The organism is Microcoleus vaginatus HSN003, from assembly GCF_022701255.1.
Lineage (GTDB): Bacteria > Cyanobacteriota > Cyanobacteriia > Cyanobacteriales > Microcoleaceae > Microcoleus > Microcoleus vaginatus_B.
Genome location: NZ_CP031705.1, coordinates 2,759,688 through 2,786,028 on the forward strand (window position 1 = coordinate 2,759,688; position 26,341 = coordinate 2,786,028).

Annotated in this window: 26 protein-coding genes and 2 pseudogenes; 16 read left to right on the forward strand and 12 right to left on the reverse strand. The window is 46.0% G+C overall.

The window, feature by feature from the left end:
• Positions 1 to 126 precede the first annotated feature (126 nt).
• The 4 genes from sir to D0A37_RS12005 all read left to right on the forward strand — a co-directional run bounded on the left by sir (position 127) and on the right by D0A37_RS12005 (position 4,418).
• Complete coding sequence (gene sir, locus D0A37_RS11990; protein WP_242724496.1) at positions 127 to 2,118, forward strand: sulfite reductase, ferredoxin dependent; 1,992 nt, start codon at positions 127 to 129, stop codon at positions 2,116 to 2,118.
• Positions 2,119 to 2,356: 238 nt separating this feature from the next.
• Positions 2,357 to 3,124, forward strand: coding sequence for a 16S rRNA (uracil(1498)-N(3))-methyltransferase (locus tag D0A37_RS11995; protein WP_242724497.1), 768 nt, complete (start codon positions 2,357 to 2,359; stop codon positions 3,122 to 3,124).
• 47 nt (positions 3,125 to 3,171) lie between these two features.
• Positions 3,172 to 3,612 (forward strand): lysozyme inhibitor LprI family protein, encoded by a 441-nt coding sequence (locus tag D0A37_RS12000; RefSeq protein ID WP_242724499.1) that lies wholly within the window; start codon positions 3,172 to 3,174, stop codon positions 3,610 to 3,612.
• Between the two features lie 53 nt (positions 3,613 to 3,665).
• On the forward strand, positions 3,666 to 4,418 hold the full coding sequence (locus D0A37_RS12005) for a PPC domain-containing protein (RefSeq protein ID WP_242724501.1): 753 nt from the start codon (positions 3,666 to 3,668) through the stop codon (positions 4,416 to 4,418).
• 18 nt (positions 4,419 to 4,436) lie between these two features.
• Here D0A37_RS12005 and D0A37_RS12010 read toward each other — a convergent pair whose 3' ends face one another.
• Positions 4,437 to 4,661 (reverse strand): YgiT-type zinc finger protein, encoded by a 225-nt coding sequence (locus D0A37_RS12010; RefSeq protein ID WP_015174123.1) that lies wholly within the window; start codon positions 4,659 to 4,661, stop codon positions 4,437 to 4,439.
• Complete coding sequence (locus D0A37_RS12015) at positions 4,651 to 4,974, reverse strand: DUF4258 domain-containing protein (protein ID WP_242724502.1); 324 nt, start codon at positions 4,972 to 4,974, stop codon at positions 4,651 to 4,653. The genes D0A37_RS12010 and D0A37_RS12015 overlap by 11 nt, the downstream gene beginning before the upstream one ends.
• 108 nt (positions 4,975 to 5,082) lie before the next feature.
• Here D0A37_RS12015 and D0A37_RS12020 point away from each other — a divergent pair, with 108 nt between their 5' ends.
• On the forward strand, positions 5,083 to 6,240 hold the full coding sequence (locus tag D0A37_RS12020; RefSeq protein ID WP_242724503.1) for a tetratricopeptide repeat protein: 1,158 nt from the start codon (positions 5,083 to 5,085) through the stop codon (positions 6,238 to 6,240).
• A gap of 104 nt (positions 6,241 to 6,344) precedes the next feature.
• On the opposite strand, the gene D0A37_RS12025 is transcribed toward D0A37_RS12020, so the two are convergent.
• Entirely contained in the window at positions 6,345 to 6,824 is a 480-nt protein-coding gene (locus D0A37_RS12025; RefSeq protein WP_242724504.1) for a hypothetical protein, read from the reverse strand.
• A gap of 318 nt (positions 6,825 to 7,142) precedes the next feature.
• Between D0A37_RS12025 and D0A37_RS12030 the strand changes: the two genes are divergently transcribed.
• Complete coding sequence (locus D0A37_RS12030) at positions 7,143 to 7,760, forward strand: esterase/lipase family protein (protein WP_242724505.1); 618 nt, start codon at positions 7,143 to 7,145, stop codon at positions 7,758 to 7,760.
• Between the two features lie 2 nt (positions 7,761 to 7,762).
• Positions 7,763 to 8,041 carry an esterase/lipase family protein gene (locus tag D0A37_RS12035; RefSeq protein WP_242724506.1) on the forward strand — a complete coding sequence of 93 codons (279 nt, stop codon included), beginning with the start codon at positions 7,763 to 7,765 and terminating at the stop codon, positions 8,039 to 8,041.
• Here the strand turns inward: D0A37_RS12035 and D0A37_RS12040 are convergent.
• Positions 8,001 to 8,875 (reverse strand): IS630 family transposase gene (locus tag D0A37_RS12040; RefSeq protein WP_242717584.1). Its coding sequence is split into 2 segments (ribosomal slippage): positions 8,001 to 8,543 and positions 8,546 to 8,875, totalling 873 coding nucleotides; the frame shifts between segments, so codons are not numbered across the junction. The genes D0A37_RS12035 and D0A37_RS12040 overlap by 41 nt on opposite strands.
• 93 nt (positions 8,876 to 8,968) lie before the next feature.
• Between D0A37_RS12040 and D0A37_RS12045 the strand changes: the two genes are divergently transcribed.
• Positions 8,969 to 9,346, forward strand: a complete 378-nt coding sequence (locus D0A37_RS12045; RefSeq protein WP_445242523.1) for an esterase/lipase family protein — start codon at positions 8,969 to 8,971, stop codon at positions 9,344 to 9,346.
• 125 nt (positions 9,347 to 9,471) lie between these two features.
• On the opposite strand, the gene D0A37_RS12050 is transcribed toward D0A37_RS12045, so the two are convergent.
• Positions 9,472 to 9,903: a VOC family protein gene (locus D0A37_RS12050; RefSeq protein ID WP_242724508.1), complete on the reverse strand. Its 432-nt coding sequence runs from the start codon at positions 9,901 to 9,903 to the stop codon at positions 9,472 to 9,474.
• Between the two features lie 11 nt (positions 9,904 to 9,914).
• Between D0A37_RS12050 and D0A37_RS12055 the strand changes: the two genes are divergently transcribed.
• The gene (locus D0A37_RS12055) at positions 9,915 to 10,727 is read left to right on the forward strand and encodes a TIGR00297 family protein (protein ID WP_242724511.1); all 813 of its coding nucleotides are present in this window, start codon (positions 9,915 to 9,917) and stop codon (positions 10,725 to 10,727) included.
• 176 nt (positions 10,728 to 10,903) lie between these two features.
• On the opposite strand, the gene hetR is transcribed toward D0A37_RS12055, so the two are convergent.
• The 4 genes from hetR to D0A37_RS12075 form a co-directional block, all read right to left on the reverse strand.
• Positions 10,904 to 11,809, reverse strand: a complete 906-nt coding sequence (gene hetR, locus D0A37_RS12060; RefSeq protein ID WP_242725488.1) for a heterocyst differentiation master regulator HetR — start codon at positions 11,807 to 11,809, stop codon at positions 10,904 to 10,906.
• Positions 11,810 to 12,677: 868 nt separating this feature from the next.
• Positions 12,678 to 12,905: a heterocyst-inhibiting protein PatX gene (patX, locus tag D0A37_RS12065; protein ID WP_242724512.1), complete on the reverse strand. Its 228-nt coding sequence runs from the start codon at positions 12,903 to 12,905 to the stop codon at positions 12,678 to 12,680.
• Positions 12,906 to 13,512: 607 nt separating this feature from the next.
• Complete coding sequence (patX, locus tag D0A37_RS12070) at positions 13,513 to 13,740, reverse strand: heterocyst-inhibiting protein PatX (RefSeq protein WP_242724514.1); 228 nt, start codon at positions 13,738 to 13,740, stop codon at positions 13,513 to 13,515.
• Between the two features lie 98 nt (positions 13,741 to 13,838).
• Positions 13,839 to 15,641, reverse strand: coding sequence for an FAD-dependent oxidoreductase (locus D0A37_RS12075; protein WP_242724516.1), 1,803 nt, complete (start codon positions 15,639 to 15,641; stop codon positions 13,839 to 13,841).
• 320 nt (positions 15,642 to 15,961) lie between these two features.
• On the opposite strand from D0A37_RS12075, the gene cysC reads away from it, so the two are divergent.
• The 7 genes and pseudogenes from cysC to D0A37_RS12110 all read left to right on the forward strand — a co-directional run bounded on the left by cysC (position 15,962) and on the right by D0A37_RS12110 (position 24,796).
• On the forward strand, positions 15,962 to 16,486 hold the full coding sequence (gene cysC, locus D0A37_RS12080; RefSeq protein WP_242724517.1) for an adenylyl-sulfate kinase: 525 nt from the start codon (positions 15,962 to 15,964) through the stop codon (positions 16,484 to 16,486).
• Between the two features lie 37 nt (positions 16,487 to 16,523).
• A complete protein-coding gene (locus D0A37_RS12085) occupies positions 16,524 to 18,251 on the forward strand; it encodes a polysaccharide biosynthesis/export family protein (RefSeq protein ID WP_242724518.1) in 1,728 nt (575 codons plus the stop codon).
• Between the two features lie 143 nt (positions 18,252 to 18,394).
• Positions 18,395 to 20,719 carry a GumC family protein gene (locus D0A37_RS12090; RefSeq protein ID WP_242724519.1) on the forward strand — a complete coding sequence of 775 codons (2,325 nt, stop codon included), beginning with the start codon at positions 18,395 to 18,397 and terminating at the stop codon, positions 20,717 to 20,719.
• 422 nt (positions 20,720 to 21,141) lie between these two features.
• Positions 21,142 to 22,509 (forward strand): NAD-dependent succinate-semialdehyde dehydrogenase, encoded by a 1,368-nt coding sequence (locus D0A37_RS12095; protein ID WP_242724520.1) that lies wholly within the window; start codon positions 21,142 to 21,144, stop codon positions 22,507 to 22,509.
• 144 nt (positions 22,510 to 22,653) lie between these two features.
• Positions 22,654 to 24,291: an acetolactate synthase large subunit gene (locus D0A37_RS12100; protein ID WP_242724521.1), complete on the forward strand. Its 1,638-nt coding sequence runs from the start codon at positions 22,654 to 22,656 to the stop codon at positions 24,289 to 24,291.
• 90 nt (positions 24,292 to 24,381) lie between these two features.
• Positions 24,382 to 24,478: pseudogene (locus D0A37_RS29450) on the forward strand (transposase); the annotation flags it as partial.
• A 123-nt stretch (positions 24,479 to 24,601) separates the two neighbouring features.
• A complete protein-coding gene (locus D0A37_RS12110) occupies positions 24,602 to 24,796 on the forward strand; it encodes a hypothetical protein (protein WP_242724522.1) in 195 nt (64 codons plus the stop codon).
• Here D0A37_RS12110 and D0A37_RS12115 read toward each other — a convergent pair.
• From D0A37_RS12115 to D0A37_RS12125, 3 genes and pseudogenes are all read right to left on the reverse strand, one after another.
• Positions 24,780 to 25,115 carry a hypothetical protein gene (locus tag D0A37_RS12115; protein WP_242724524.1) on the reverse strand — a complete coding sequence of 112 codons (336 nt, stop codon included), beginning with the start codon at positions 25,113 to 25,115 and terminating at the stop codon, positions 24,780 to 24,782. The genes D0A37_RS12110 and D0A37_RS12115 overlap by 17 nt on opposite strands.
• 79 nt (positions 25,116 to 25,194) lie before the next feature.
• Positions 25,195 to 26,074, reverse strand: a pseudogene (locus D0A37_RS12120) (IS630 family transposase).
• A gap of 83 nt (positions 26,075 to 26,157) precedes the next feature.
• Entirely contained in the window at positions 26,158 to 26,313 is a 156-nt protein-coding gene (locus D0A37_RS12125; protein WP_242724526.1) for a hypothetical protein, read from the reverse strand.
• Positions 26,314 to 26,341 lie beyond the last annotated feature (28 nt).

Sequence of the window (26,341 nt, forward strand, 5' to 3'; positions counted from 1 at the left end):
CTAGTTGTCAACATATCCGACACAGCATTTCTGAGGAGATTTGTCAAGTGCAAATTTGTCAAGTGTCAAATTGTCAAGAAATATTCGATCGGCTGTATCTAATTATAACTGGCACTATACATTCCCATGATCACATCTTCCCCTTCAACCCCTGTTGCGCGCAAGCCCTCTAAATCAGAAGGTCTGAAAGAACGCAGCAACTATTTACGAGAACCCGTTGCGACTGAACTGTTAGAAGACACTACCCACTTCACCGAAGAGGGGCTTCAGATTCTCAAATTTCACGGCTCGTACCAGCAAGACAACCGCGACAATCGAGTTAAAGGACAAGAAAAAGATTATCAGTTCATGCTCCGCACCCGCAATCCCGGCGGGTTCACTCCGCCGCAATTATACCTAGCCTTAGACAAGCTATCTGAAGAATACGGCAACCACACGCTCCGCGTCACAACGCGCCAAGGTTTCCAACTTCACGGCGTGTTGAAAAAAAATCTTAAAGCAGTGTTTTCCTCAATTATTAAAAATATGGGGTCAACCTTGGGAGCTTGCGGCGACTTGAACCGCAACATCATGGCACCTCCAGCACCATACAAAAATCGCCCAGAATACCAGTATGCGCTGCAATACGCTAACAATATCGCCGATTTGCTGACACCGCAAACCGGTGCTTATTATGAACTTTGGTTGGACGGCGAAAAAGCTGTTTCGGCCGAGGAAGACCCAGCAGTGAAGGCCGCGAGACAGAAAAACGGCAACGGCACAATCTTTAGCGACGACAAAGAAGAACCGATTTACGGCAGCCATTATATGCCGCGCAAGTTCAAGTGCTCCGTTACCGTGCCGGGAGACAATTCAATTGACTTGTACTCTCAGGATTTGAGCTTGGTGGTAATTACCAATGAAGCTGGGGAATTGCAAGGTTTTGACGTGTTTGCTGGCGGCGGTTTGGGCCGCACTCACAACAAAGAAGAGACTTTTGCGCGGGTTGCTGATGAGATTTGCTATGTTGCCAAGGATGATGTTTACGATTTGGTCAAGGCAATTGTAGCAACGCAAAGAGATTTTGGCGATCGCACAGACAGACGGCACGCGCGGCTGAAGTACCTGATTAACGACAAAGGCGTACAGTGGTTCCGCGAAAAAGTAGCCGAATATTTTGGCAAGCCGCTAGAAGCCTTTAAACCGCTGCCTGAGTGGAAGTATTTTGATTTCTTGGGCTGGCACGAACAAGGAGACGGCAAGCTGTTTGTCGGCATTTCTGTGGATAATGGCCGGATTAAGGATGAAGGGTCGTTTCAGCTAAAAACTGCTTTGCGGGAAATCGTGCAGAAGTACAACTTGCCGATACTGGCGACGCCACACCACAACGTGCTGATTTACGATATTTCGCCGGATCTTAAAGAAGAAATTCAGGGAATACTCGATCGATGCGGCATTCAGCGGGAAACTGCGATCGATCCATTGGTGCGCTATGGGATGGCGTGTCCAGCAATGCCGACTTGCGGGCTGGCCATTACCGAATCTGAGCGCGTGATGCCGAGCATTTTAGAGCGGATTCGGGCACTTTTGACCAAAGTGGGCTTGGAAGACGAGCATTTGGTGGTGCGGATGACTGGTTGCCCAAATGGATGCGCCCGCCCTTATATGGCAGAATTGGGGTTTGTCGGCAGTTCGCCGGAATCCTACCAGATTTGGCTGGGCGGTTCTCCCGAACAAACACGGCTGGCAAAACCAATTGAGGAAAAGCTGCACGTCAAGGATTTTGAAGCTTTTCTGGAGCCGATTTTTGTTTATTTCAAGCAAAAACGGCAACTGAGCGAGAGTTTTGGCAATTTTTGCGATCGCGTCGGGTTAGAATCTATCCGTCAATTTGTAACCAACTACCAATCTGCTGACTCGATGACAACTGAGATAAATGAATTAGAAGTTACGTCTAGTAACGATGACGGGAACGACGCTGCCACTGCTACCGGTGGCAAAGTCCGCCGTCGAATTAGCGTCCGCGATGAAATCTACAACGAGCTCAAGGAAGAAGCAGCCCGTCAGGGCAAGCCGATTACACAACTAGCTACAGAGGCGATTTCAACTTATTTAAAAAAGATTAAGGAGGAAGCATAAGCCGATTTGAAATTTTCGATTTTTGCTAGAATCAAATAAAACTCACGCAAAAATAATATAAAGGCAGAGCATTTGCAGAAAAAAACTGGGATTTTTAACATAAATCTGGTTGTAAATGCTTTGCCTTTATTATTTATGAGCGGTTGAAACCCCGCCTGCTTATCTATCTTCTCTCTTTCTCTGCGTTCTCTGCGGTTAAATAAAAAAATCTAAGAGCAAACGAACAATCCCAAATTCAATGCCTCAACTACAAAGATTAGCAGTTACTGCCCCTCAAATTTGCGATCGCCAAATCGCCTTAACTAGGGAACAACAGCATTATTTAAATCGAGTGCTACGTTTGCAAGCGGGCGATCGATTTATTGCAATGGACGGACGGGGACATTGGTGGTTAGCAGTCCTAGAAGCACGGGAAACCGGGTTATTTGCCTCGATAGCAGAGGAGATTGCTGTGGACAGGGAGCTACCCGTGGAAGTAACGTTGATGGCGGCTTTGCCCAAAGGAAACGGCTTTGACGAGGTTGTGAGGCAGGCGACGGAGCTGGGTGTGGCAAGTATTGTGCCGGTAACGAGCGATCGAACTTTGCTCAAACCAAGTGAGCAAAAAGTTGAGCGGTGGAGAAGAATTGCTGCGGAGGCGGCGGAACAGTCGGAACGCCAATTTGTGCCGACGATTTTAGAGCCTATTTCGTTTGATGTTGCTGTGAAAGATTGCAATCAAAAATATCGATTTATTTGTGTGGCTCGCGGGGAAAATCGGCATTTGTGGGATTGTTTAGCCGATTTGGCTCCCCCCCAGTCCCCCTTAATAAGGGGGGAGCAAGATGGGGGAGAATTATCGATTGTCATAGCTATTGGCCCGGAGGGTGGATGGACTGAGGGTGAAGTGAAAAGAGCGATCGAATTTGATTTTGAAGCTGTTTCTTTGGGGAGTAGAATTTTAAGAGCGGTGACAGCACCGATTGTGGCTTTATCTTTAGTGGGCGCGGCATTGGAAAAGTGCTAATATTAACAAATAACAAAGAATTCATCAGATAGGTGGGTGGACGGGCAATGAAAATAGAGTGGAGGAAAGCTCGATCGATCTTTTGGTCGATTCGCTACGGGATAGCTTCGCTTCACGCGCTTTTGGCAATTTTCGGTACAACATCAGTTTCTGCACAATCTCCGATTTTTCCCATTGCTCAACAGATTAATTGCGATCGCCCCCAAGGAGATGCACAAGTCAGAGCTTGTATTCGGTTGAATTACGAAGCCTCGGATAAACGACTGAACGAGATTTACAAACAACTGATTTCCCAATTGAGTGGCGAAGAGCGGGCGCTACTTTCCGAAGCACAATTAGGGTGGATTCAGTTAAGAGATAAAACCTGTGAATTTGAAGTTTATAAAAGTCGTGGCGGTACCGGTTATCGAGGTTTCCTCAATGAATGTTTGGATCGCATGACTAAACAGCGCACTGCGGAATTAGAAAAGTATTTAAAAGAAAGATAGAATAGGAAGTACACCGTACAACACCTGACAATAATAAAGATAAACCAGTATTTATGAAAAACCGATCGCCCTTCACCCTCACCCTCACCCTCATCTCAGCAATTGTAACCACCATCACACCCGCAGTCTTGGCACAGCGACAGCCATCAGCCAACGAAATCTACATCGATAAAAATTGCCAGCGCAATCAGCAATTACCGCAACTTGAAAGATTCACTGTTTTCAGCAGAAACGAATTTACAACTAACGGTCAAAACTACTGGTTCTACGCCGCCCGATATCTAGACGGAGCCGTGCTTTTCTGTACCTCAAAACCCAACTTCAACCAACCTAAACCTCTAACAGCAAAACAAATACAATCCCAATTTATTGACAAAATACTCCGAGACCCCAACAACAAAACAGCCTTTATCATCGTAGTCAGAGAAGGAAATGGCCTCGAAGTACCCATGACCAATTACGGCTTAGAATTGAGCAATGTCGATCGCCCAAAACTCACCTCCCTTTCCATCCTACAGCAGCGGGGAACCCTCCAAGACGGCGAACCCAGTGAACACACATTTCAAGGACGCGCAGGTCAATCTATTACGATCGACCTCAAAAGCAGAGCATTCGACCACAACATAACACTGTTCGACACCAGCGGCAAAAATATTGCCCAAAAAACAGGTAACTCCCAGAATCGCCGAGAGTCTCAACTCACCGTAAAATTGCCTAGTAACGGCACTTATAAAATAGTTGTTAAAGGAGGCGATCGTACAAGCAAAGGTTCCTACAGTTTAAGCATTAATTCCAACCACTTATAACTAAATCTAAACCAACCCCTAAGCAAATTCAAAAACAGGTGTTTCAATCACCCTAGTCGGCTTTCTATCTTCCCAAATCATCTTCTGCAACTGTTCCACAGTTTCAGGTGAAAAAAAACGCTCTCCCGTTTCCAAACACACTCTAGCCGGAACATTTTCAATAATAATAAACTTACCCTTGATTTCAAGGGTATAACTTACTTTTTGTTCCACCATTGTTTCTTGCCAAATATCATTGTTCATTTTGATTTATCCTTAACTTAAAATCAATCCAAATTTTCGGATCGGGTTCGTATAAAGTAATGATTTTTACCAAAGGACGAGAGGGATAACTGCACTGAACGTGCAAAGGTCTATGGGCAATGGTCAAACCGAAAATCAAACAGCTTGGGCCATATTTGTCATCGGGATACTCTTCGATAACTTCACCAGCCATTATTGCTTCCCGGAGTTCTTGTACCCTGATATGGCGAACTATGCTTTGGTTTACTGCGTGTTGTGAAAGCTCAAAATCATTTTTTACAATTTTGACACGTATTTTTTCAATGATTGTCATAGTTTCATATCATATCTATAACTTAACACAAGAGCAAAAATTGTTAACCAGTGGCGGAACCAGCCAAACATCAGCCAAGATAGAAACAAAGCCATTCCCGCAACCGCCATGACAGACATCAACCAAATAGCCGCCGCCCTAGAGGGTAAAGACTACAAACAAGCTGCCAAACTCATCAAACAACTACAAAAAGAATCGCCCGAAAATCCGTGGGTGCAATACTATATCGCCCGCTACTACGAACTCACCAACAACCTCGAAAAAGCCCAAACCACCTACAAACAAATACTCCGCGACATCACCAACCCGAAAATCGTCTCCCCGACCCGCCAAGCTATTCAACGGATTGAAATCGCCCAACAAAACGTCCGCCAAAAAGCCATAGAAACTGCCAAAAACGACCCCAGCAACCTCGAACCTGGACTCCTCATCCTCGAACCCGTGAGTCCCGAAAACAAACCCGCCGCCATTCAAAATATCAGCAGAATCTTTAAAATCGACGCCTACACAACCCGGATGCAAATCCAAAGCCGCGGGTGGAGACTTTACAAAACTGGCCCCATCGCCGAACTCCGAATTTATGGTCAAGAACTCCTCAACGCCGGCATTCCCGTATTTTGGGCAACCCTAAGCCATATTCAAAAAATCCAAATTTTCCGAGTGCAACACTTCCAGTCTCTCTCTTCCCCAGCCGTTGTTTGCAAAGATAAATTCGATCGACTCGGTGCGATCGAATTTAACTGGTCAGAAGTTACCCAAAGAGTAGAAGGCTTGTTGCCGATGTTCATCGAAGTCATGGACTACTCCCCCAACCGAAGAAAGGAGCAATTTCGCCACAGAGAAATCAGGCAAGATTACGCTCAAATCTGTGACTTGCACATTCCCAGCAGAAACTGCATTCTGCGAATTTGCGACCAAAGTTACGAATTTCAACAAGGAGTTGACTTCACCAAAGCTTCAGCCGAGCTCCCCACTTTACCGAACCAGAAAAACAAAACATCGAGAGTCAAAAACTCTCAACAAATTCCTCAAAGTACCACCCGAATTAACTGGAATAACTTACTGGAAATATTCGATCGCCAGCTTGACGTTACAGTTTGGTCAGAATTTACGCCCTTTGCCGACACAGTGCTCGATTACACTAATATGTTGAGCAAGATCCAATCTCATATAGAAATCGAGCGCAAATCCGAAACTCCTTGGGACTCAGCTTTTCAGCTATACAGCGGATTAGCCTTTCTCAGAAACCCAGGAAATAGGGAATAGAACAAAAAGTTAAAATTAAAAATGAGGAATCCCATTTTTAATTTGTTAACGCCAGCATAGGGAATTATCCCATGCCCAATTCCCTATTATAAATTCCCAATTTCCTATTTCGTTTTCACCTGACGAGCCATTTCCCGGAAATTGTTCATGCTGGGGCCAGGGGTTCGACGACTTCCATTTGGTGTCGGCATTAAATTATTAGGAGCAAAAGTCCGATTCGGTTCAGCTTGACTCGGCACTTTCCCGTTAGTTGCTGCCGCTGCAGGTACCTTCGCAGGTTCGGGATTAGTAGCAGGAACGCTAGCGACTGGTTCCTTTTCTTTCTTAGACTTTTTCTCTACCTTAGCCTTTTTAGCTGGTTCAGACTTCTCAGACTTCTCAGACTTCTCAGACTTCTCAGACTTAACAGGCTCAACTTTTGCCGGTGCGATCGCAACAGGTTCAGACTTCGCAGGCGCAACTTTTGCTGGTTCCTTCCCTCCCGATTCACCCAAATCTAGGAAATATTCAGACTTTTTCAAGCCCAATAGTCTGCCGAAAAATCCGAAAATACCGCCGAAGAAATTTTTGATAAAACCAAACATTAGACTTACTCCTTTTGTTCTTTTAGAGAAATTTGTACAAGCTTGTCAACAAAGTTAGATTACGAGCTAGGGCAACCTTTGTCTACATTTATTCATCAAAATTTACATTGGGCTATATTTAAGCTACCTCATCATAGGAAATTTTAGGTATGAATACCCACAGTGCTTTGCACTTATTTACAAAGTATCTCAGAATTTGTTAGGGATTCCCACTCATTGCCGATCGTACCTCGATCCGATTCCATAGCTGTCCTAGTAGGGGTAAAACTCCCTAGGGGAGTGATTTATGCTGTAATCACCAAGCACTTTTTCCGCAAAATGAACAGTTCGCTCGATCGCAATCCCGTCATCCTCCTACACGGCATCTGGGACACAAAGATGATTTTCAGCAAAATGTCCGCCCACCTCACCCAACTCGGATGGTCAGTCCACAGCCTCAACCTGACCCCCAACGACGGCAGCCTCAGCCTCGACTTACTGGCCAAGCAACTCGCAGACTACATCTCTGAAACCTTCGATCCAGAACAGCCTTTAGACATAGTAGGCTACAGCATGGGCGGCATCGTCAGTCGCTACTACGTCCAGCGCCTCGGAGGAATCAACCGCGTACAGCGTTTCATCACCCTATCATCCCCTCACCACGGCACCCTCACAGCCTATTCCCTACGCCTACCAGGATACCTGGATATGCGGCCCGATAGTCGCTTGCTACGCGATTTAAATCAAGATGTGACAATGCTCAAACGCATAAACTTTACATCAATGTGGACGCCATTTGACATAATGATTGTACCGGCGAACAGCTCCCAAATGCCAGTAGGTAAAGAAGTTAAAGTCAACGTTTTGCTGCACCGCCAAATGGTGACAGAACCCCTAAGCATTAACGCATTAGTTGAAGAACTCAAAGCACCTATTGAAAATAAAATTCCCACTTAAAAATGAATAGGAATTTTAGCCGGAACCCAGTCTTGCTAATTCACGGAATTTTCCGAAAATCGGGAATTTTTTACAAAATGTCTGCCTACCTCACCCAACTGGGATGGTCAGTCTACACCCTCAATCTCTCGCCCCATTGGGGCAACGCCAGCATAGACGAATTAGCCCTACAAATAGCAGATTATATAGACAAAACCTTTGCGCCAGAACAGCATTTAGATATAGCAACCGCCAAGGCGGTTAAGCCGCTGTGCGAAGCACGGCTTCCATGGCATCCCTGAGACAGTCGAATTTAATTAGTTGTTTACGAATTCGACTTTTTAACCATGACCAGCATCGCTCAATTTTGTTAAGATCCGGTGAATAGGGGGGCAAGTATTTTAACTGACAACCTGCAGCTTCAATTAATTGAAGAATCCGCCCACCTTTATGAAAGGTGGCATTATCTGCAAGGACTATTTGTCCCGGTTTTAGCGTTGGGATTAAACAAGTTTCTAGCCAGGTTTCAAACACGGTTCGATTACAAGAACCCTCAACAGTAAATGGAGCCAATAACTCACCATGACAATAGGCAGCAATCATATTAACTCGCCCTTGTCTTCGGCCACTTTTTAAAGCATAAAAGCGGCTCCCTTTAGCATTCCAACCATAGCTATAATCTTCTCTACTATCCATCCCAGACTCATCTATATACACTATATCCTGTGGTACATACAGCCCTATCTCTTGTTTAAAGAGAAGTCGTTTAACTTCATCTCTTTCTTGATAACCATAAGTTTTTTTTTACGCGTAAACCCAATCTTTTTTAATGCCCGTGATATAGTGCGATCACTAATTTCTTCCGTCCATAGTTTGGCCATCTCTACTTGAGTTTTATCTCCATTAACCTCGACAAATTTGGTAAATTTTTCCCAATCAGTAATTTTGTGTCCATTACCAGGTGGTTGATTAGGCAAGGCTTGAAAGTCCCCAGTCTCGCCTTCCCGCTTCAACCATAAACGAATAGTGTTACGACTAATGCTAAATATAAGGCAAGCTTCACTAATCTTTAAGCCATCAAGCTTGATTGCTTGGATCACTTTTTGACGGAGGTCGTAACTGTAGGGTTTGGGCATGGATTTCGCTCCGGTACAGCCGGAGCAAGATTAAGAAATACTTCCAGTATAGGGCTTAACCGCCTTGGCGGTTGCTATATAGTAGGATTGAGTATGGGCGGTTTAGTAACTCGCTACTACCTGCAAAGGTTAGGTGGCATTAACCGAGTGCAGCGCTTTATTGCGATATCTTCTCCTCACAGCGGTACTTGGATGGCTTACACTCTCTGGGGAAAAGGCTGCGTTCAAATGCGTCCGGGCAGTGCTTTTTTGGAAGATTTAAATCGAGATGCTGCGTTGTTGGAAAAGCTCAATTTTACTTCGATTTGGACAGATTGGGATTTCATCATCGTACCCGCTTCTAGTTCCCAAATCTCTGCTGCCAAAGAAGTAAAATTGTCGGTTTTCGCCCATGCCATGATGGCGAGGCATTCCAGCAGTTTAAAAGCGGTCGCTGAAGCACTTTCAGAACCCTTAAAAGTTCATGATTAACCGTTTGATTCATTCTTGTATAATGTCAAATTTTGTTGGGGCGGGTTTCACCTACAATAATTGCCTAAAACCAACAATCTCCTAAACCCGCCCCCACAGGAGGCAAATCGCTACCGGACTAAATATCAAACAGCATCCCCAACTTCAGCGTATTCGCTGCGACCAAAAATTGCTTCAGCTTCACAATAATACTTGAACTCAAGTATATTGTGGAAAGGGTCTTCTAAGAAGAAAGTACGGTGTTCTGTAGGCAAACCGACAAATCGCCGTCTCGGTTCTTGATAGAAATTTAAGTTGTTTTGCTGGGCTTTCTCTAACAACGCTTCCCAGTCAGCTTCGGAAGTAAAAATTAACCCAAAATGCCGGGGATAGATGCCTCGCTGAGGCGTCAAAGGTTCGCGGCTGACGTGGGCGACAATTTGATGGCCACACAAACCCATAATCGCAGAATTAGGCGATTCGCGACCTAGTTGGCAGCCGAGCCCGTCTACATAGAACGCTTTGGTTTGGGCAATATCGGTCACGGGGAAGGCAAGATGAAATAAGACTTGGTTCATGGAGATACTAAATGCAGGATTCAGAATTGTTCTTTAATTATTTATCTTGGTCTAATCCTTGGTTGATGGCGATCGCCCTAAATACAGTTTTACTCGCGATCGGCACCATTGCTCCTAAAAAATTGCTCACTCCCGCTGGCCAATTTCACGGCTGGGTATTGGGCGTCCTCATCTGGGGCTGTTTGGGATGGCAAGGCTATGCTGTGGTGATGTTTTACTTTCTTGTCGGATCGGGAGTTACCAGCATCGGCAAAGCCCAAAAAGAAGCAGAAGGCATAGCCGAAAAGCGTTCAGGCGCCCGAGGCCCGGAAAATGTCTGGGGTTCTGCTTTAACCGCTACTCTTTGTGCTTTGGGAGTTTTGGCATTATCTATTTTAGGCAATACAGGCAAGATGTCTGTGCCACACGATGCTATTTCCCTGTTATTGCTGGGTTACGCGGCGAGTTTTTGCACCAAACTTTCCGATACCAGCGCCAGCGAAATCGGCAAAGCTTACGGAAAGCGGACTTTTTTGATTACCAGCTTGCAGCCTGTACCTAGGGGTACGGAAGGGGCCGTAAGTTTGGAAGGAACGATCGCGGGTATTGTCGGCTCAATTTTGATTGCGCTTTTAAGTTGGGCCGTCGGTTTAATAGACTTGACAGGGATTGTTTTTTGTGTTATTGCAGCTTTTATTGCCACGAACATCGAGAGCGTGATTGGGGCGACGGTGCAATCAAAGTTTGAGTGGCTGACGAACGAGGTGGTAAATTTTTTTAATACACTCATAGGAGCGATCGCAGCGATCGTTTTAGCGGCGACTTGGAGAGCTTTTTTAGCTTAGTTAATCTTGGAGGCCTTCGCGACACAATACACAGGTTTTTTACGATAACTCAAACCATTAAAGCCGTATTTTTGGAAAACAAAACCCGGTGGTGGCGTCCAGGGCTATTAGTTATTAATCATTAGTGATTAGTTTCAAGCAATCAACTCATGACTAATGATTAATAACTAATCAAACTAAGCGTCGTCTTGTGGCCCAAACACCATTTGTACAATCATCGTCGGTTCGCCCCGCTTGTGATAGCGATCGGCCCAATTGCGAATAATTTCATCTAATTCCTCAAGGGCTTGGTCGAGCCGTTCCGGCGGAATATCCAAAGTCTCCATAATTCGCATCACATTCGGTTGTTTTTCCGCCCAATCCTTCATCAGCCGGAAATATCTAGCCGTATCCTCAACCATAGTAAATGTCCGCTCTTCCTGCTCTGCGGGAGAGTAAGTAGCGCGAGTGAGGGCATAAAACGGCATTCCCCAAGGAGAATCAATACGAGTAACTGTCCCAGAATAGATCAAGCGTCGCTTAATGTGTTCTGCTAGAGCTTCGCTCAAAGGCATTCGCCTTTCTGGAGACATATCTTCTTGCGATCGCCTGTGCAGAAACTCGATCAACTCCATAAACTGAAAAGAATTGATCAGTTGAGCGTCTGGCGGATTAGGAGGAATCTTGCCTTCGAGATATTTTTTTTCATCTACAGTCAAATTGTTTCCCGGAATGCGAGGGCGTCCCGGCATCCAACCATACTGTTCCAGCCAGACATAAGGAAACTGAATCAAATACCTAGGTTCTTGCGAACCCAACATTTTCAGCAATTTTCCCTGAGTCAGAGCTTCCCGGACTTCTTCAACAATCACCTTCACCCGTTTAGGCTCAATGTGATGCAAGTGCCCAGTCATCCGCAGGTTGTTGTCCTGCTCCATATAAGTCATATAAATGGCACACTTAGCCGCCGTTGCGGCCGCGTCTAGAAACGCCCCGTGCCTGTGCCCACTGGTTCTCATGGCGCTAAACGCCAGATATAGCATGATCTGATCCATTGCACTAGGGCTGAGGCTTTTGACCAGATCCAAAGAGTCATTTTTCATCACTATCCCCGAAATAGCCAAATTTGGAGGCATTTTGTCATCCTCCATTAAATTATTGCGAGAGCGCCGAATCAAGCATAGCCGACTGTCGCCGGAAAGCTTGCCAGCTACCCTAATATTCAGGTTAGTTAATTTCCCTGAGGTAACAGGGGCATGGGCTTAAAGGCTATCCACACCGCATAAGTGGTTCTTATTGGTGGCCAATTTAAGTAGATTGCTGCACCCTCTGCGTTGACAGTTTACCTATATATAAATTAGTTATCGCAAGTTAATTATAGTGCAGCCGTTGAAAATTAAACCCTACCTGTGGCGGGGAGAACGTAAATAACTGTTGCGATCCCAGGAATTTGAGGCGACTCCGAGCCCTTAATGCTTGAATAGTCATGGATGCCGAAACTCGGTTTGATCAAATAAAATAAGGGTGTTGCATAATTGCGGGAAGATTTTGAGGGTTTTGTGGGATGGGATCTGGTAGCCCGTCCGCTGTATTTTCCCAGCAGGCGGGACACCCCACAAGCATCCTCCTCAAATTATGCAATGCCAAAATAAGGCGTGGAGGGCGAGGGATATCGGTTGAAAAACCCAGATGAGCAGAGGCCTGTGGTTAGTTCCTGTTTAATGGAAGCGTTTTCAATACAAAACCGCCACATACTAGAATATATCTCTAGGTAGATGGCGGTTGCAGGTCTATATGCTAGCATTGTTTACACAAAAAAGAATCTCCTAAGAACTGTCCACAAAAGAACTGTCCACAAAAAGTGCAGTTGTCGCTTAACCTGAAAAACTAGAATCCCAGACAATCCGATCGAGCGATCGAATGAACGGCCCGAAGCAACTCAGTTGTGGTCATCACTTGCGTCCAGTGCCATTAGAAATCTTGTAGCGGATGAGTGTAAACATTAGACTCAGTAAACTCCCTGCGTCCGTCGCCCTTTTGAGGAGCGCGATCGCGGCTTTGTTGAGTTTGGGCTGATAACATATATTGGGCGGTGGCCGTTTCGACGATTGGGAGTGAAGATTCAACAGCTTGAGCGGCGCTGGCACTCAAGGTAATGCCCAATAGGCTCAGTAAAGCAATTGCAGTGTAGGTTTTCATGGGTAGTATTCGTCGTGTCAGTATCTATTTAGAGATACGACATTACCCAGGCTGATCAGGATGAATTTCCCTGAAATTATCAAACTCTAGAATCAGCAATCCGGAATCAGGGATCACGAATCATAAGGAAAAAAGAAGGAGGAATCAGGCTTTAGTTAAGCTATCGCGCATTTAAATTGTATCCTAAAATCCTTGTAGAAAAAGCGGATAATTATCTTTCCCTCTCCATTTCTCACCCTCTCCCCCTCCCGAAGCAACAGACACTTTAGATGCGTAGCATCTGATCTATGAGAGGAGTCAGAAGTCGATGTAAAAGGGAATAAATAAAATCTCTGGCTTCACTAATAAAAAAATTCCTAATTGCACTACCCAGACGGTTGCAATAATATACAAAACCGCCAAATACGAGATTCAATCTCTCGATAGATGGCGGTTTAAGGTTTATATGCTATCATCACTCACATAAAAGAAGAGCCTAATGACTGTAAACAAGAAATGCAGTTGCCTTGGAAACCTGAAAAACTAGCATCCCCGGAAATCAGATTGAGCGCTCGACACGGGCTGCTGAAACTAACTCAATAACGGAAATCGCTTTCGTCCAATGTCATTAAAATGCTTGTAGTTGATGAGTGTAAAGATTAGACTCAATGAACTCTCGGCGTCCGCTGCCTCTTTCTGGAGAACGATCGCCCCTTTGTTCGGTTTGGGCGGATAAAATGTATGAAGCGGTGGCAACTTCGAGCAGTCCGACGAGGGATTCAAAGGCTCGAACGACAGTGGCGCTCAAAGTAACGCCCAAAAGACTGTGTAAAGCAATTGGTGTGTAAGTTTGCATGGGGTTAGTATCCGTGTCATTGTCTATTAACTGATACGGACTCTCCCCGATCGATCAGGATAAATTTCTGTGAAATTTTCGGATCTCTGCAAAAAACCTTACCTCTTCAATTCTACGGATTCCGCCAGCAGCCAAGCACCTGCCGAATTCAGCCTGCCCCATACTGTCAGAGGCTTTTCGGTTTCGCAATTCTGTAAAAATCTGTCGGTTTGCGAGTCCAAAGTCACGAGTTGCCAAGTTTGACCGGCTACAGATACGGGACTTGTCAGCGTTAGTGTCCAGTCTTGTTCGCTGAGGCGACGGAAAATGCCCGAAAACTCGCTGTGGGTATTTGCTGTTTGACTGCTTGGTTTCTCTACTGACTCCTGACATTCGCCGCTGGCGGGATATGCTTCAGGTCGATCGAGATAATAGCGCTGCCACTCGAGCCAGTCCGATAGATCCCGTGTCAAATTAAATAAAGGAATAACTGCCGCACTCGCCTCGGAATCTTGCAGCAAAGCTTCCTGCAAAACTCTCACCGGCAAATCCCGCGGCTGACATCCAGATTCCGCGCACAAAGCCGCCGCCATCCCCGCCGCCTGTCCAATATTCATTACCGTCGGTTGCAAGCGAGTTGCACCGTTGGCGATGTGAGAGACGGAAATATTTTTTTCGCAGACTAGCAAACCGTCTGTACTCTCAGGAATTAGCGCGCTGTAAGGAATGGTAAACGGAGTTCCCGTCCAGCGGCCGCCCCAGCGGATAGATTTGGGCTGCAAGGGAATGTCGCCACTGGTGTAGTGGTGGTCATTGGCGTAGTTGCCGATCGCAATTGTTTCACAAATGCCCTGATAATTTATCGGCAACTTCGCGACTCTTCCACCGACAATAGGCAAAATATCTTGTTCTCGGATTGTTTGTACGCCCCGCAATCGGCGACTTTCTCGGTAGTAAGGATGTAAGGCGAAAGCACCAAGAAGGGGAAAATTTTGTTGATTCTCGATCGTTGAAATGGGGAAAATATTCTGTGCTAGGCCGTAGCGGCGGCCGAGTTGCGTTTGAATGAAGCGGGCAAAACTTTGAGTGTGCCAGAGACTTTCTTGCAGGAATTCTTGTCGAGATGCTTCAGATTTAATGAGTCGATCGACTCCTTCACCATAATCATTACCTCGAATCGGCCAATTAATCATCAACAATCCGCCCGGAAGCCTGCCGTAATTGAGAAATTGTTCGGGAGTGTAACCATCCCAAGCACCGAGAAATCGATCGGGATTGTCAACAGGCGGCGCGGGAATTTCTGACCCCGCCACACCTTTACCAAAATCCTGCATGATTGCCACCCAAGTCGGAGCTTGCACCGAATAGCTCTCTGTGAGAGCATTAGAGGCAGCCGGCGCGCTGGGTTCTCCCCACTCGGCTTGGAATTCCCAACCCCAGCGGTGTCCAACTTGCGCTAAAGCCAGCAAATCTCCCAATTCCGTTGCATCTAAAGTGATTTTGGCCGAAACCGTAAAATCTGCAAACTGAACGCCAGAAATGCGATCTCCTTCATACAGCACATCTTGAGCTTTTTTTCCAGAAATCCAGTGCAAGTTCGGCAAACATTTAACCCAATCAGCGAAAATTTCAGCACCGGTGCGGGGATCGTAAGTAAAAAAACTTACCCAGCCCCAATCCAAACCTCCCGGCTGTCGCTGCTGGAGTTCCCGGAGAAACGCGCCCCACAAACCGGTTTGAAAAGCTGCTAATTCATTGCCATCGGGGGCCGAAACGCCAGCGGAAGTCAGCATTCCTCCCAGCCAGGGGAATTCGCTTACTAAAATAGTTTTGGCACCTCGGCGGGCTGCTTGGACGGCTGCAGCGGTGCCGCCGGTGCCGCCACCGACTACCAAAACATCTGCTTTTAAGACCGAAGACATGGGCAATACCATTTTAGATTGGAGATTGGGAAAGGGTTAGTCAGGCGATGAGTGCGCTACGGATAGATGTTCGGCGTTGGCGATCGCGAATTGAATTTTACGGTGTAAAGACTTGACAAATAATAAATCGGGAATTATGCAGCGCTCCCACAATTTTTTTACTCAATGACCGCAGGAGCGATCGCAAATTTTGATTTCTCACTTTTGGCGCGCAAATATTGGCAATATGACACCGCGAATAACGATAATAGAAAAAAGGGAACAGCATCTATAAAGTTTTACGTCTTAATAATTTCTGAGTTAGTGATTAACGGATGCAAATGGAAAAAGGTTTTATTTTGTGGTTTACCGGGCTGAGCGGTTCCGGCAAGACAACTATCAGCAAAGCTCTCGAACCCGAATTGAAGGCAAGAGGTTGCAAAGTGGAAATATTGGATGGAGATGTCGTTCGCACCAACTTGTCAAAAGGTTTGGGATTTAGCCAAGAAGACCGAGATACTAATATTCGGCGGATTGGATTTGTAGCTCACCTGCTGAGCCGCAATGGAGTAGCCGTAATGACCGCAGCTATTAGCCCCTACAGAGCAATTCGCGACGAAATTAGAGCGATGGAGCCAAATTTTGTTGAAGTATATATCACAGCGCCGCTAGAAGTGTGCGAAGATCGCGATGTCAAGGGACTATACGCTAAGGCCAGAGCAGGAGGAATTAAGGGTTTTACGGGAATTGACGATCCTTATCAAGAACCGCTCAATCCTGAGATTATTTGTTACACAGAGCGAGAAAGTGTGGAAGAGAGTGTTAAAAAAGTTCTCAGCAAGTTAGAAGAGTTGGGTTACATTTGATGTTGGCGGGCTTGGATGAGGATAGGGGCAAAAAGCGATGGTGGTGAAAAGTTATTCGCGCAAGGTGCAACTTGAGAAAAAATCTCACCCTTCTCTCTCCTTCGCGGAGAAGGAAAGGGAAGAATTTCTCCCCTTTGCTGCAAGGAGAGGGGATCAGGGAGACATTTCCAGCAAAAGCTGCAAGGTAAGTTATTGGGCAAGCAATGCTATCAAAAGTTTAATTGCCCAAAGTTTAACAGTGTCAGTGCTCGCGGCGGTTGGTTCATCTCCTGCGGCGGCGCAGTTTATGCCTCCTCCTCCTCCTCCTGGTGATACGGGTTCTCCTGTTCCTGTACAGGTACCGACAGCACCGGGATTTCAGGGATTTCCGGCAAGTGCACCTTCAAGTGTACGATCGGAAGTTTACACTTTGGGAGCGGGCGATCGTATTCAAATGGACATCTTCAACGTCCCGGAATACAGCGGGCCCAACGGTCAACACCAAGTACAGGCCGACGGTTCCCTGAGTTTGCCGTTAATTGGCAGCGTTTCGGTGTACGGGATGACCTTAGAACAAGCTTCTAATGCTGTTAAAGACCGATACGGCAAATACCTCAAACGTCCTTGGATTACCCTGAAACTGCTGGCGCCACGTCCTTTGCAAATTGCGATCGCGGGCGAAATTAACCGCCCCGGAGCCTATACAATATCCTCGGCAGCAGGTCCCGGAGGCACAGCAGAGCAAATGGGAACTCAAATGCCAACGATATCGCGGGCTCTGCGAATGGCCGGCGGAATTACGCAGTCAGCAGACGTGCGCCAAATCAAAATCCGCCGCCCCCAGCGCAACGCACCGGAACAAATTATTAGTGTGGATTTGTGGGAATTATTGCAAAACGGCGATTTGCGGGCCGATATGACTTTGCGCGACGGCGATACTATATTTATTCCCACTGTAACTAGCCTCAACCGCCAAGAAGCACCGACTTTAGCAGTCGCTAACATTACCGGACAAAGCACTCAACCCATTAATATTGCTGTGGTGGGCGAAGTAACTCGCCCCGGTACTTATACTTTGGCAAAAGAGGCTCAAAGTAGGGTACAAGAGAATGAAATGGGTGAAAATTCTGGTTTGTTTGCTGCCAGCGAAACCAACGGCGGGGAAAGTGTTTTGCAGCAAACTGTAACGAGGGCAATTAAAATGGCGGGCGGCATTACGCCGGTAGCTAATATCAGACAAATACAAGTTCGCCGCCTGACGCGGGCGGGTACAGAACAAATTATTAATGTGAATTTGTGGCAACTTTTGGAAGGGGGAGATGTATCCCAAGATTTAGCGCTACAACAGGGAGATACGGTAATCGTCCCCAAAGCCGAAAACCTTGATGAAACCCAAGACGAACAAGTTGCTAATTCTAATTTTTCACCGGATACGATTAGGGTGAACATTGTGGGAGAAGTGGTGAAACCGGGAGCGATTGCGGTGCTGCCCAACACTACTTTAAATCAAGCGCTGGTAGCAGCGGGAGGTTTTAATAAAGCGCGGGCCGAAATGGATTCGGTGAATTTAATTCGCCTCAATCCTAATGGTACCGTTTCGCAGCTAAATGTTAAGGTTGATTTTTCCGCAACTGCCAATGAAGAAACTAACCCCAAACTGCAAAATAATGATGTAATTATGGTAAGGCGATCGGGCCGCGCTACGTTCTCGGATAATGTAGGCGGGACTCTCGCTCCTCTCAGCCCGCTGTTAGGAATATTCCGGTTGTTCGATATTTTTCGGTGATTTGAATAGACTGGCATTAAAACCTCAGAAACCCGGTTTCTAGAAAAAATTACGGTTGGGTAATCAAATATCTAGAAATCAACCGGATTCCTGAAACTCGGCCACCAATACAGACGTTTAAACTAATAAGTTGTAGAAATCAAATGAAACCAGGGAAACAATCTCCAATAGCACTTTTTAATCATAAAAAAGCCGCCGATCTGCAAAAAATATCTTCGGGACTTTATGAAGAAGATCAATTTTTAAACAGAAACAAAACTGACGAAGAAGAGTTAAGTTTTTGGGAAGTTTGCCGCAGTCGCTCCATCTTAGTCATCGGCGTAGCAGCGGCAGTGACTACAGGAGTTTTCGCATGGACACTGAATCAAAAAAGCGAATACGAAGGGCGCTTTCAATTATTAGTAGAACCAGCAGTTACGCAAAATACTTTAGCCCAAATCTACTCCGGTGAGCTGAAACTGCAACCAGCGGCCCCGGCGACGCAAGAAAAGGGCGGTTTTGACTACGAATCCCAAATTCAAGTTTTGCAAAGTCCGCAAGTAATGTCGCCTATTATTAAAGAGTTGCAGGCTAAGTATCCCGAAATAAATTACAATTACCTTTTGAACCAAAAAGCAGATAATTTGCCGTTTTCTCAGGAAACCAGGCTGTCAATTAATCGCTTCAAAAATACCAAAATTATCGAAGTTAGATATCGGGATTATGACCCGAAAAAAATTCAGTTTGTTTTGGACAAAGTTGCGTTAGGATACCGCAACTACAGCGTGCAAGATACCACCACTCAAATTAGTCAGACTCTGGATTTTGTAAAATCGAAAATTCCCAACCAGCAAAAGCGCCAACAAGCTCTGCAAACAGAAATTCAAAAATTGCGGCAGCAGTACAATTTCATCGATCCGCAAATTCAAACCCAACAGCTTTCGCAGCAAATCAGCCAACTTCAAGCGCAAAGATTGGACGCGCAAACGCAGCTCAATCAGCAGAGATTGCTCTATTCTAATCTGCAAAATCAGCTCGGACTCAACCAACAGCAAGCGCTGATGGCCTCGGCTCTGAGTCAAGCTCCCCGCTATCAAGCGATGCTGACCCAATTGCAGCAATTAGAAGGACAAATTGCGATTAACTCGGCTACGTTTACAGACCAAACTCCGCAAATGCAATTGTTGCGAGAACAGCGCAAGAACCTGATTCCTTTGTTGAAGAAAGAAGCCCAACAGGTTCTGGGAACTGATTTGGCTAAGGTAAGTTCACAAGTGCTGGCTTTTCAAGATCCGGTGCGGATTAAGTTAATCGAGCAGTTTGTCGGTACTGCTAATTTAATTCAGGTGCTGGGTGTGCGGAATCAAGTTTTGGAACAAGCTGCTAAGCAGTTGAATCAATACTCTCAAAAATTCCCGGTGATTTTGCGGCGCTATTCCGATTTGCAGCGCGAGTTGGATTTGACTAACAATACGCTGAATAGTTTGGTGGCCAAACAGCAAGCTTTACAGCTTGAATCTGTGGGCAAAAAAGAGGTGGCTTGGGAAATTATTGCTAAGCCGGAAATTCCGCGTTACAAAAATGGCGAGTTGATGGCTGTTGCTCCGATTATGCCTTTGAATTTGGCTTTGGGGGGATTGGCTGGTTTGCTGTTTGGTATGCTGGCGGCGCAGTTGGCGGAACGGTTTAACAATAAAACGGTGTTCCAAACTCCAGAGGATGTCAAACAGTCGATTCGCCTGCCTTTGTTGGGGGTAATTCCTGCTAGCGATAAAATTTTGAGACTTCCTCCTGCTGAGACAAGGGCGGTGGATGTGGCAATTTCGCCGATGCCGACGGATGCTTTTCAAGAAGCTTTTCGATCGCTCAATGCGAATATTCGCTTACTAAACCTTGATACTCCAATCAATTCTTGTGTAATTACTTCTTGTCAAGTAGCTGACGGCAAGTCTACTGTAGCAGTCAATCTGGCGCGGGCTGCTGCTGCAATGGGCCAGCAAGTGCTGTTAGTGGATGCCGATTTGCGGCGCCCGCAGGTACACGAAATGCTGGGTTTACCGAATTGGCAAGGCTTGCACAATGCGATCGCGGATGATGTGGATGTGCAACAGTTGATTATGCGATCGCCCCGCGATGAAAATTTGTTTGTGTTAACTTCCGGCCCGGTTCCTCTCGATCCTACAAAGGTACTTTCTTCCCGAAAAATGCCGCATTTAATGGCAGCTTTGTCAAGTCATTTTGATTTAGTTATTTACGATACTCCACCGCTTTTGGGTTTGGCGGATGCGAATTTGTTGGCGGCTCACACTAACGGATTGATGCTGGTAGTGGGGCTGCATCAAACTGAGCGGGAGGCGCTGTTGTTGGCTTTTGAAGATTTAAAAATGGCGGGAATTCCGCTGTTAGGAATGGTGGCGAATAACGATAAAGGCAGCAGGTATTACTATCAGTCTTACGTGCAGGATTACGTCCAGGAACAGTCTGTTTGAGGGAGAGGAATTGAGAAATATGTACTGGAACAGGCCGCAAAGCCTGTTCTTGAGAATCCAAGGCGGGCGGGATACCCGACAAGATATTTCCTCCATCTTGCACCTTTAATTGTGAATAAAGCTGGCAGGGGCGGGCGGGACGCCCCAAAAGAACATTTAACTTTTGTGGAACAGGCCGTCTAGCCTGTTCTGGGGATTTGTGCGTGATTTCAGAAAGACAAATTTTCTTAAGATTTGCGATCGAGACTCTGAACTATAATTAAAAGTAGAGAAATTTAAACAAATCGCGGCACTTGCAACTTGGCAAGACCTGAAAGAAAACGTGGCTGGTAAATTCCTATTTTGTAATACCTTGATACAACTCCCTGCCGAGGCTGAAAACTAGCAGGGAGTTTTGTGTTTTTCACACAGGAGATGAAACCATGGCTATTGCTACTATCAACCCGGCAACGGGAGAAACGCTGAAAACTTTCGAGCAGATCGCGGATGAGGTAATAGAAGCTAAGCTGGAATTAGCACAGCAAGCTTTTAAAAAATACCGCCAACTGCCGTTTGAGCAGAGAGCCCTGTGGATGCAGAAAGCTGCAGATATCTTGGAGCGCGATCGCGAAATTTACGCTGAAATGATGACCCTGGAAATGGGCAAAACGCTCAAATCTGCGATCGGCGAAGTGGAAAAATGCGCCTTAGTTTGCCGCTATTACGCCAAAAATGCTGCTCAATTTATGGCAGATGTACCGGCAACTACCGACGCTAGCAGCAGCTTTGTCCGCTACCAACCGCTGGGCCCTATTTTAGCCGTCATGCCCTGGAATTTCCCATTTTGGCAAGTTTTTCGGTTTGCGGCGCCAGCACTGATGGCGGGCAATGTCGGCTTGCTAAAACACGCTTCCAACGTGCCTCAGTGCGCTTTGAAAATCGAAGAAATTTTTACGCTTGCAGGCTTTCCCGAAGGAGTTTTTCAAACTTTGTTAGTCGGCGCCGACAAAGTAGCCGATATCATTGCGGACGATCGTATAAAAGCAGCAACTCTCACCGGTAGCGAACCAGCGGGTGAAAGTTTGGCAGCAAATGCGGGCAAGAATTTGAAAAAAGTAGTGCTGGAATTGGGAGGAAGCGACCCATTTATTGTGATGTCCAGCGCCGATGTAGCTGCAGCTTTATCAACTGCGGTGACATCCCGGATGCTCAATAACGGTCAATCTTGCATCGCCGCCAAACGCTTTATTTTAGCAGAAGAGATTGCCGACGAATTCATCACAGGATTTGTCGAAAAATTCGAGCAATTAAAAGTAGGCGATCCGATGTTGCCAGATACGGAGATCGGCCCTTTAGCGACTCCCGCAATCCTCAAAGACTTGGACAATCAAGTGCAAACTTGCGTCCAATCGGGAGCAAAACTTCTGACAGGTGGCAGCCCATTGTCAGAGAATGCCGGCAATTTCTACTTGCCAACTATTCTGGCAGACATTCCGCCGAATGCCTCTGCCCGTCAAGAAGAATTTTTCGGGCCCGTAGCTTTAGTATTCCGAGTTGCAGACATGGATGAGGCGATCGCGCTCGCAAATAGCACATCTTTTGGCTTGGGTGCGTCAGCTTGGACTACAGTAAACTCAGAGAGCGATCGCTTTATTTCCGAACTAGAGGCCGGCGCGGTATTCATCAACGGTTTAGTAAAATCCGACCCGAGATTGCCCTTCGGCGGCATCAAACGCTCCGGTTACGGACGCGAATTGAGCATCCAAGGAATGCACGAATTTGTTAACATAAAAACAGTGTGGGTGAAATAAGCTCCCACTCTATCAACCGATCGCACAAATCTACATAAGTCTGCGTTTATCTGCGTTTACCTGCGGTTAAAAATTCCCATTTAGTATTTTTGCGATCGGTTGAAAAAGACCAAAAAAAACCATTAACCGAGGAGAGAAACGGAAATGAACACAGCTCAATTATTGGTAAAATGTTTAGAAAATGAAGGCGTCGAATACGTCTTCGGACTTCCAGGAGAAGAAAATTTAGAAGTTCTAGAAGCCCTGAGAAACTCTTCAATTAAATTTATTACTACTCGCCACGAACAAGGCGCCGCATTCATGGCAGACGTTTACGGTCGTCTCACCGGCAAAGCCGGCGTTTGCTTGTCCACCTTGGGCCCCGGCGCAACTAACTTAATGACAGGAGTTGCTGACGCCAACTTAGACGGCGCTCCTTTAATAGCAATTACCGGACAAGTCGGCACAGACAGAATGCACATAGAATCGCACCAATATTTAGATTTGGTTGCCATGTTTGCGCCAGTTACTAAGTGGAATGCTCAAATTGTTCGCCCCAGCACGACGGCCGAAATTGTCCGCAAAGCCTTTAAAGTAGCTCAAAGTGAAAAGCCGGGAGCAGTTCACATTGACTTACCTGAAAACATAGCAGCAATGCCTGCTGAAGGAACTCCGCTCACCAAAGACAACCGCGAAAAAACTTTTGGCGCTTACCAAAGCTTGAATAAAGCCGCTGTGGCAATTTCCAAGGCAAAAAGTCCTCTGCTTTTAGTAGGAAACGGCGCGATACGTGCTAACGCCAGCGATGCTTTGACACAATTTGCTACTCGATTGAATATTCCTGTAGCTAATACTTTCATGGGCAAAGGTGTAATTCCTTATACTCATCCTTTGGCACTTTGGACGACGGGATTGCAAAAACGGGATTATATTAGTTGTGCTTTTGAAGAAACAGATTTAGTGATTGCTGTTGGCTACGATTTGATTGAATATTCCCCGAAGAAGTGGAATCCCGAAGGAAAAATTCCGATTATTCACATTGGATCTTTGCCAGCAGAAATTGACAGCAGCTATATTCCTCTTATAGAAGTTGTGGGAGATATTTCTGATTCCCTCAATGAAATTTTGCAGCGTGCCGATCGCATGGAGAAAGTAGACCCTTTTGCTAAGCAATTGCGGGCGGATATTCGCGCTGGGTACGAACAATATGCAGGCGACGACGGTTTCCCCATCAAGCCACAAAAACTCATTTACGATTTGCGGCAAGTCCTGGGCCCGGAAGATATTCTTATATCTGATGTGGGAGCTCACAAAATGTGGATCGCGCGGCACTATCATTGCGATCGCCCGAATACCTGTTTGATTTCTAACGGATTTGCGGCGATGGGAATTGCGATTCCGGGTGCGGTGGCTGCAAAACTCGTTTATCCCGATCGCAAAGTAATAGCAGCCACCGGCGACGGCGGTTTTATGATGAACTGTCAAGAGTTAGAAACTGCTTTGCGAGTTGGTACTAATTTTGTGACGCTGATCTTTAATGATGGCGGCTACGGCTTAATTGAATGGAAGCAACAAGATTATTTTGGTCATTCAGATTTCGTCAAATTTGGCAATCCCGATTTTGTGAAATTTGCGGAAAGTATGGGTTTAAAAGGCTATCGAGTGGAAGCTGCAACCGATTTAATTCCGATTCTGAAAGAAGCCCTGGCTCAAGATGTCCCTTGCGTGATTGATTGTCCGGTAGACTACCGGGAAAATGCGCGTTTCAGTCAATTATCTGGGGATATGAGTTGCAATTTGTAAGAGTAGCCCGAAATCAGGAAACGGCACTGCCGTTTCCTCCATCGCCGTACAGACTCTCGACAGATTATTGAGGCTTGGATTACACAAGCTGGAGCGCAACTCATTTATTTATCTCCCTACTCTCCCGATTTTAATCCGATTGAAAACTGTTGGTCTAAGTTCAAAGCCTATTTACGCGCCGTGGCCGCTCGGTGTCGAGATATTGTCGAAACCGCTTTAGTTGATGCGATTGATTCCCTCACACTTAAAGATATTGAAAATTGGTTTACTCATTGCTGTTACTGTACTACACAAAGTTAGAAAAGGCTGTATGCTTGACCTACTCTTAGAATCAAAGTTAGCTCGCTCTTGGTACTGCGATCGCCTCAACCCGCTCTCAACCGCCGCCAATTGGGTGAAGGTCGGGGATGGAGGCTGGGTAGGACGATCGCTAAGTTCTCAGCTTCGAGCTGATATTGGCGATCGCAGTGATCGTAAAAGCTATTTATTTAGCCTTTTACGTTAACCTCAAGGAGATGTTCTTTTTGTCGTTCGCTGCTCCCAGCGTGCTGCTGGAAAAACTGAATCATAGAATGTCCCGGTTTTAAACCCCGTATCTTGAACACTTCATCTTTGCTAGCGCCAGTAATCATCATCCGTATCTCTCCAGGTTTAGGTTCTTCTAAATCCTCATCATCATCCTCACGATCTACTGGTAAAACATCCACTACCTGGCTGGTTTGAATCACTTCATAAGTCCGAAAAATGCCCGTTGTTCCCCATCCTGGTAGTGTAAGGGTATAGGTTTCGTCAATTATAAGGTCTATTTTTTTTGGTAGTTTCATAACCTGTCGATGATCATTTTTTGGACTTAAACAGTATATCTCTAAAGGATAAAATCATCTATGGCCATAGCCATATTCATTAAGACGCAGCTTGCTTGAGAACGACTTCGATGGCATCGCGCAAATGCTCTGAGTTGGGTAATAGTTTGCGAATCCGACTTTTCAACCAGGCCCAACACTTTTCAATTTGATTGAGATCCGGCGAATAGGTCGGCAGATAGACCAACTGACACCCTGTGGCTTCAATCAATTGGGTAATCCGACCGCCATGATGAAACGTCGCATTATCCATAATCACCCACTCACCCGGACGCAACACTGGAATTAAGCACGTTTCTAGCCAGGTCTCAAACACAGCGCGGTTGCATCCTCCCTTGACCGTAAATGGTGCAATAAATTGACCATCTCGGTACCCAGCGATCATATTAATGCGTCCCTGTCGCTGGCCTGATTTGAGGTCGTAGAAACGTTCCCCTACGGGTGAGTACCCGTAGCCATAGTTATCTCGTTCATCCATACCAGACTCATCGACATAGACCAGGTGAGGCGATGAAAGGGTTCGAGAGTTGCTCTAAGAAGGCTGCCGGTTTGGCTTCATCCCGTTGGCAATACCCGTATGTTTTTTTTTACGAGTATTGCCAATCTTCCGTAATGCCTGGGAAATCGTGCGTTGACTAATCTCCTCATCCCATAGCTGTGCCATCTCCGTTTGGGTTTTATCCCCATACACTTTGACAAAGTCTCGAAACTTCTCCCAATCCCTGATCAAAGCCGTTCTGTTGGGATGCTTGCCTCGGCTTTGGCTTAACATCACCCGTTTCGGCTTTGCGTTGGAACCACAAGTTGATTGTATTGCGACTGATATTGAACAGTTGGCTCGCCTCACTTTTCTTGAGACTGTCCAGCTCAATCGCTGGCATTACTTTTTGCCGGAAGTCATTACTGTAAGGTTGAGCCATTGAAATCGGGTAGAGGCGATCGCAATCAATATAGTCCACGTCCTAACTACGCTGGCTATAGCTATAACTTGTCGGAGTTGTTATTATATCTGAGTTTCGAGGGCTTGGGCAATGGCAATAAACTGACTCATTCTCTCGCCACGAGCTTCATCCAGTTTCTGATATAATTCTCCTTCCTTTTTGCCTGCATGGATATCCATTGCAACTGCAACAACTTCTATAATTTGCCCTAGAGTCATCGCCACGTTAGTTATATTTTTGGCAATG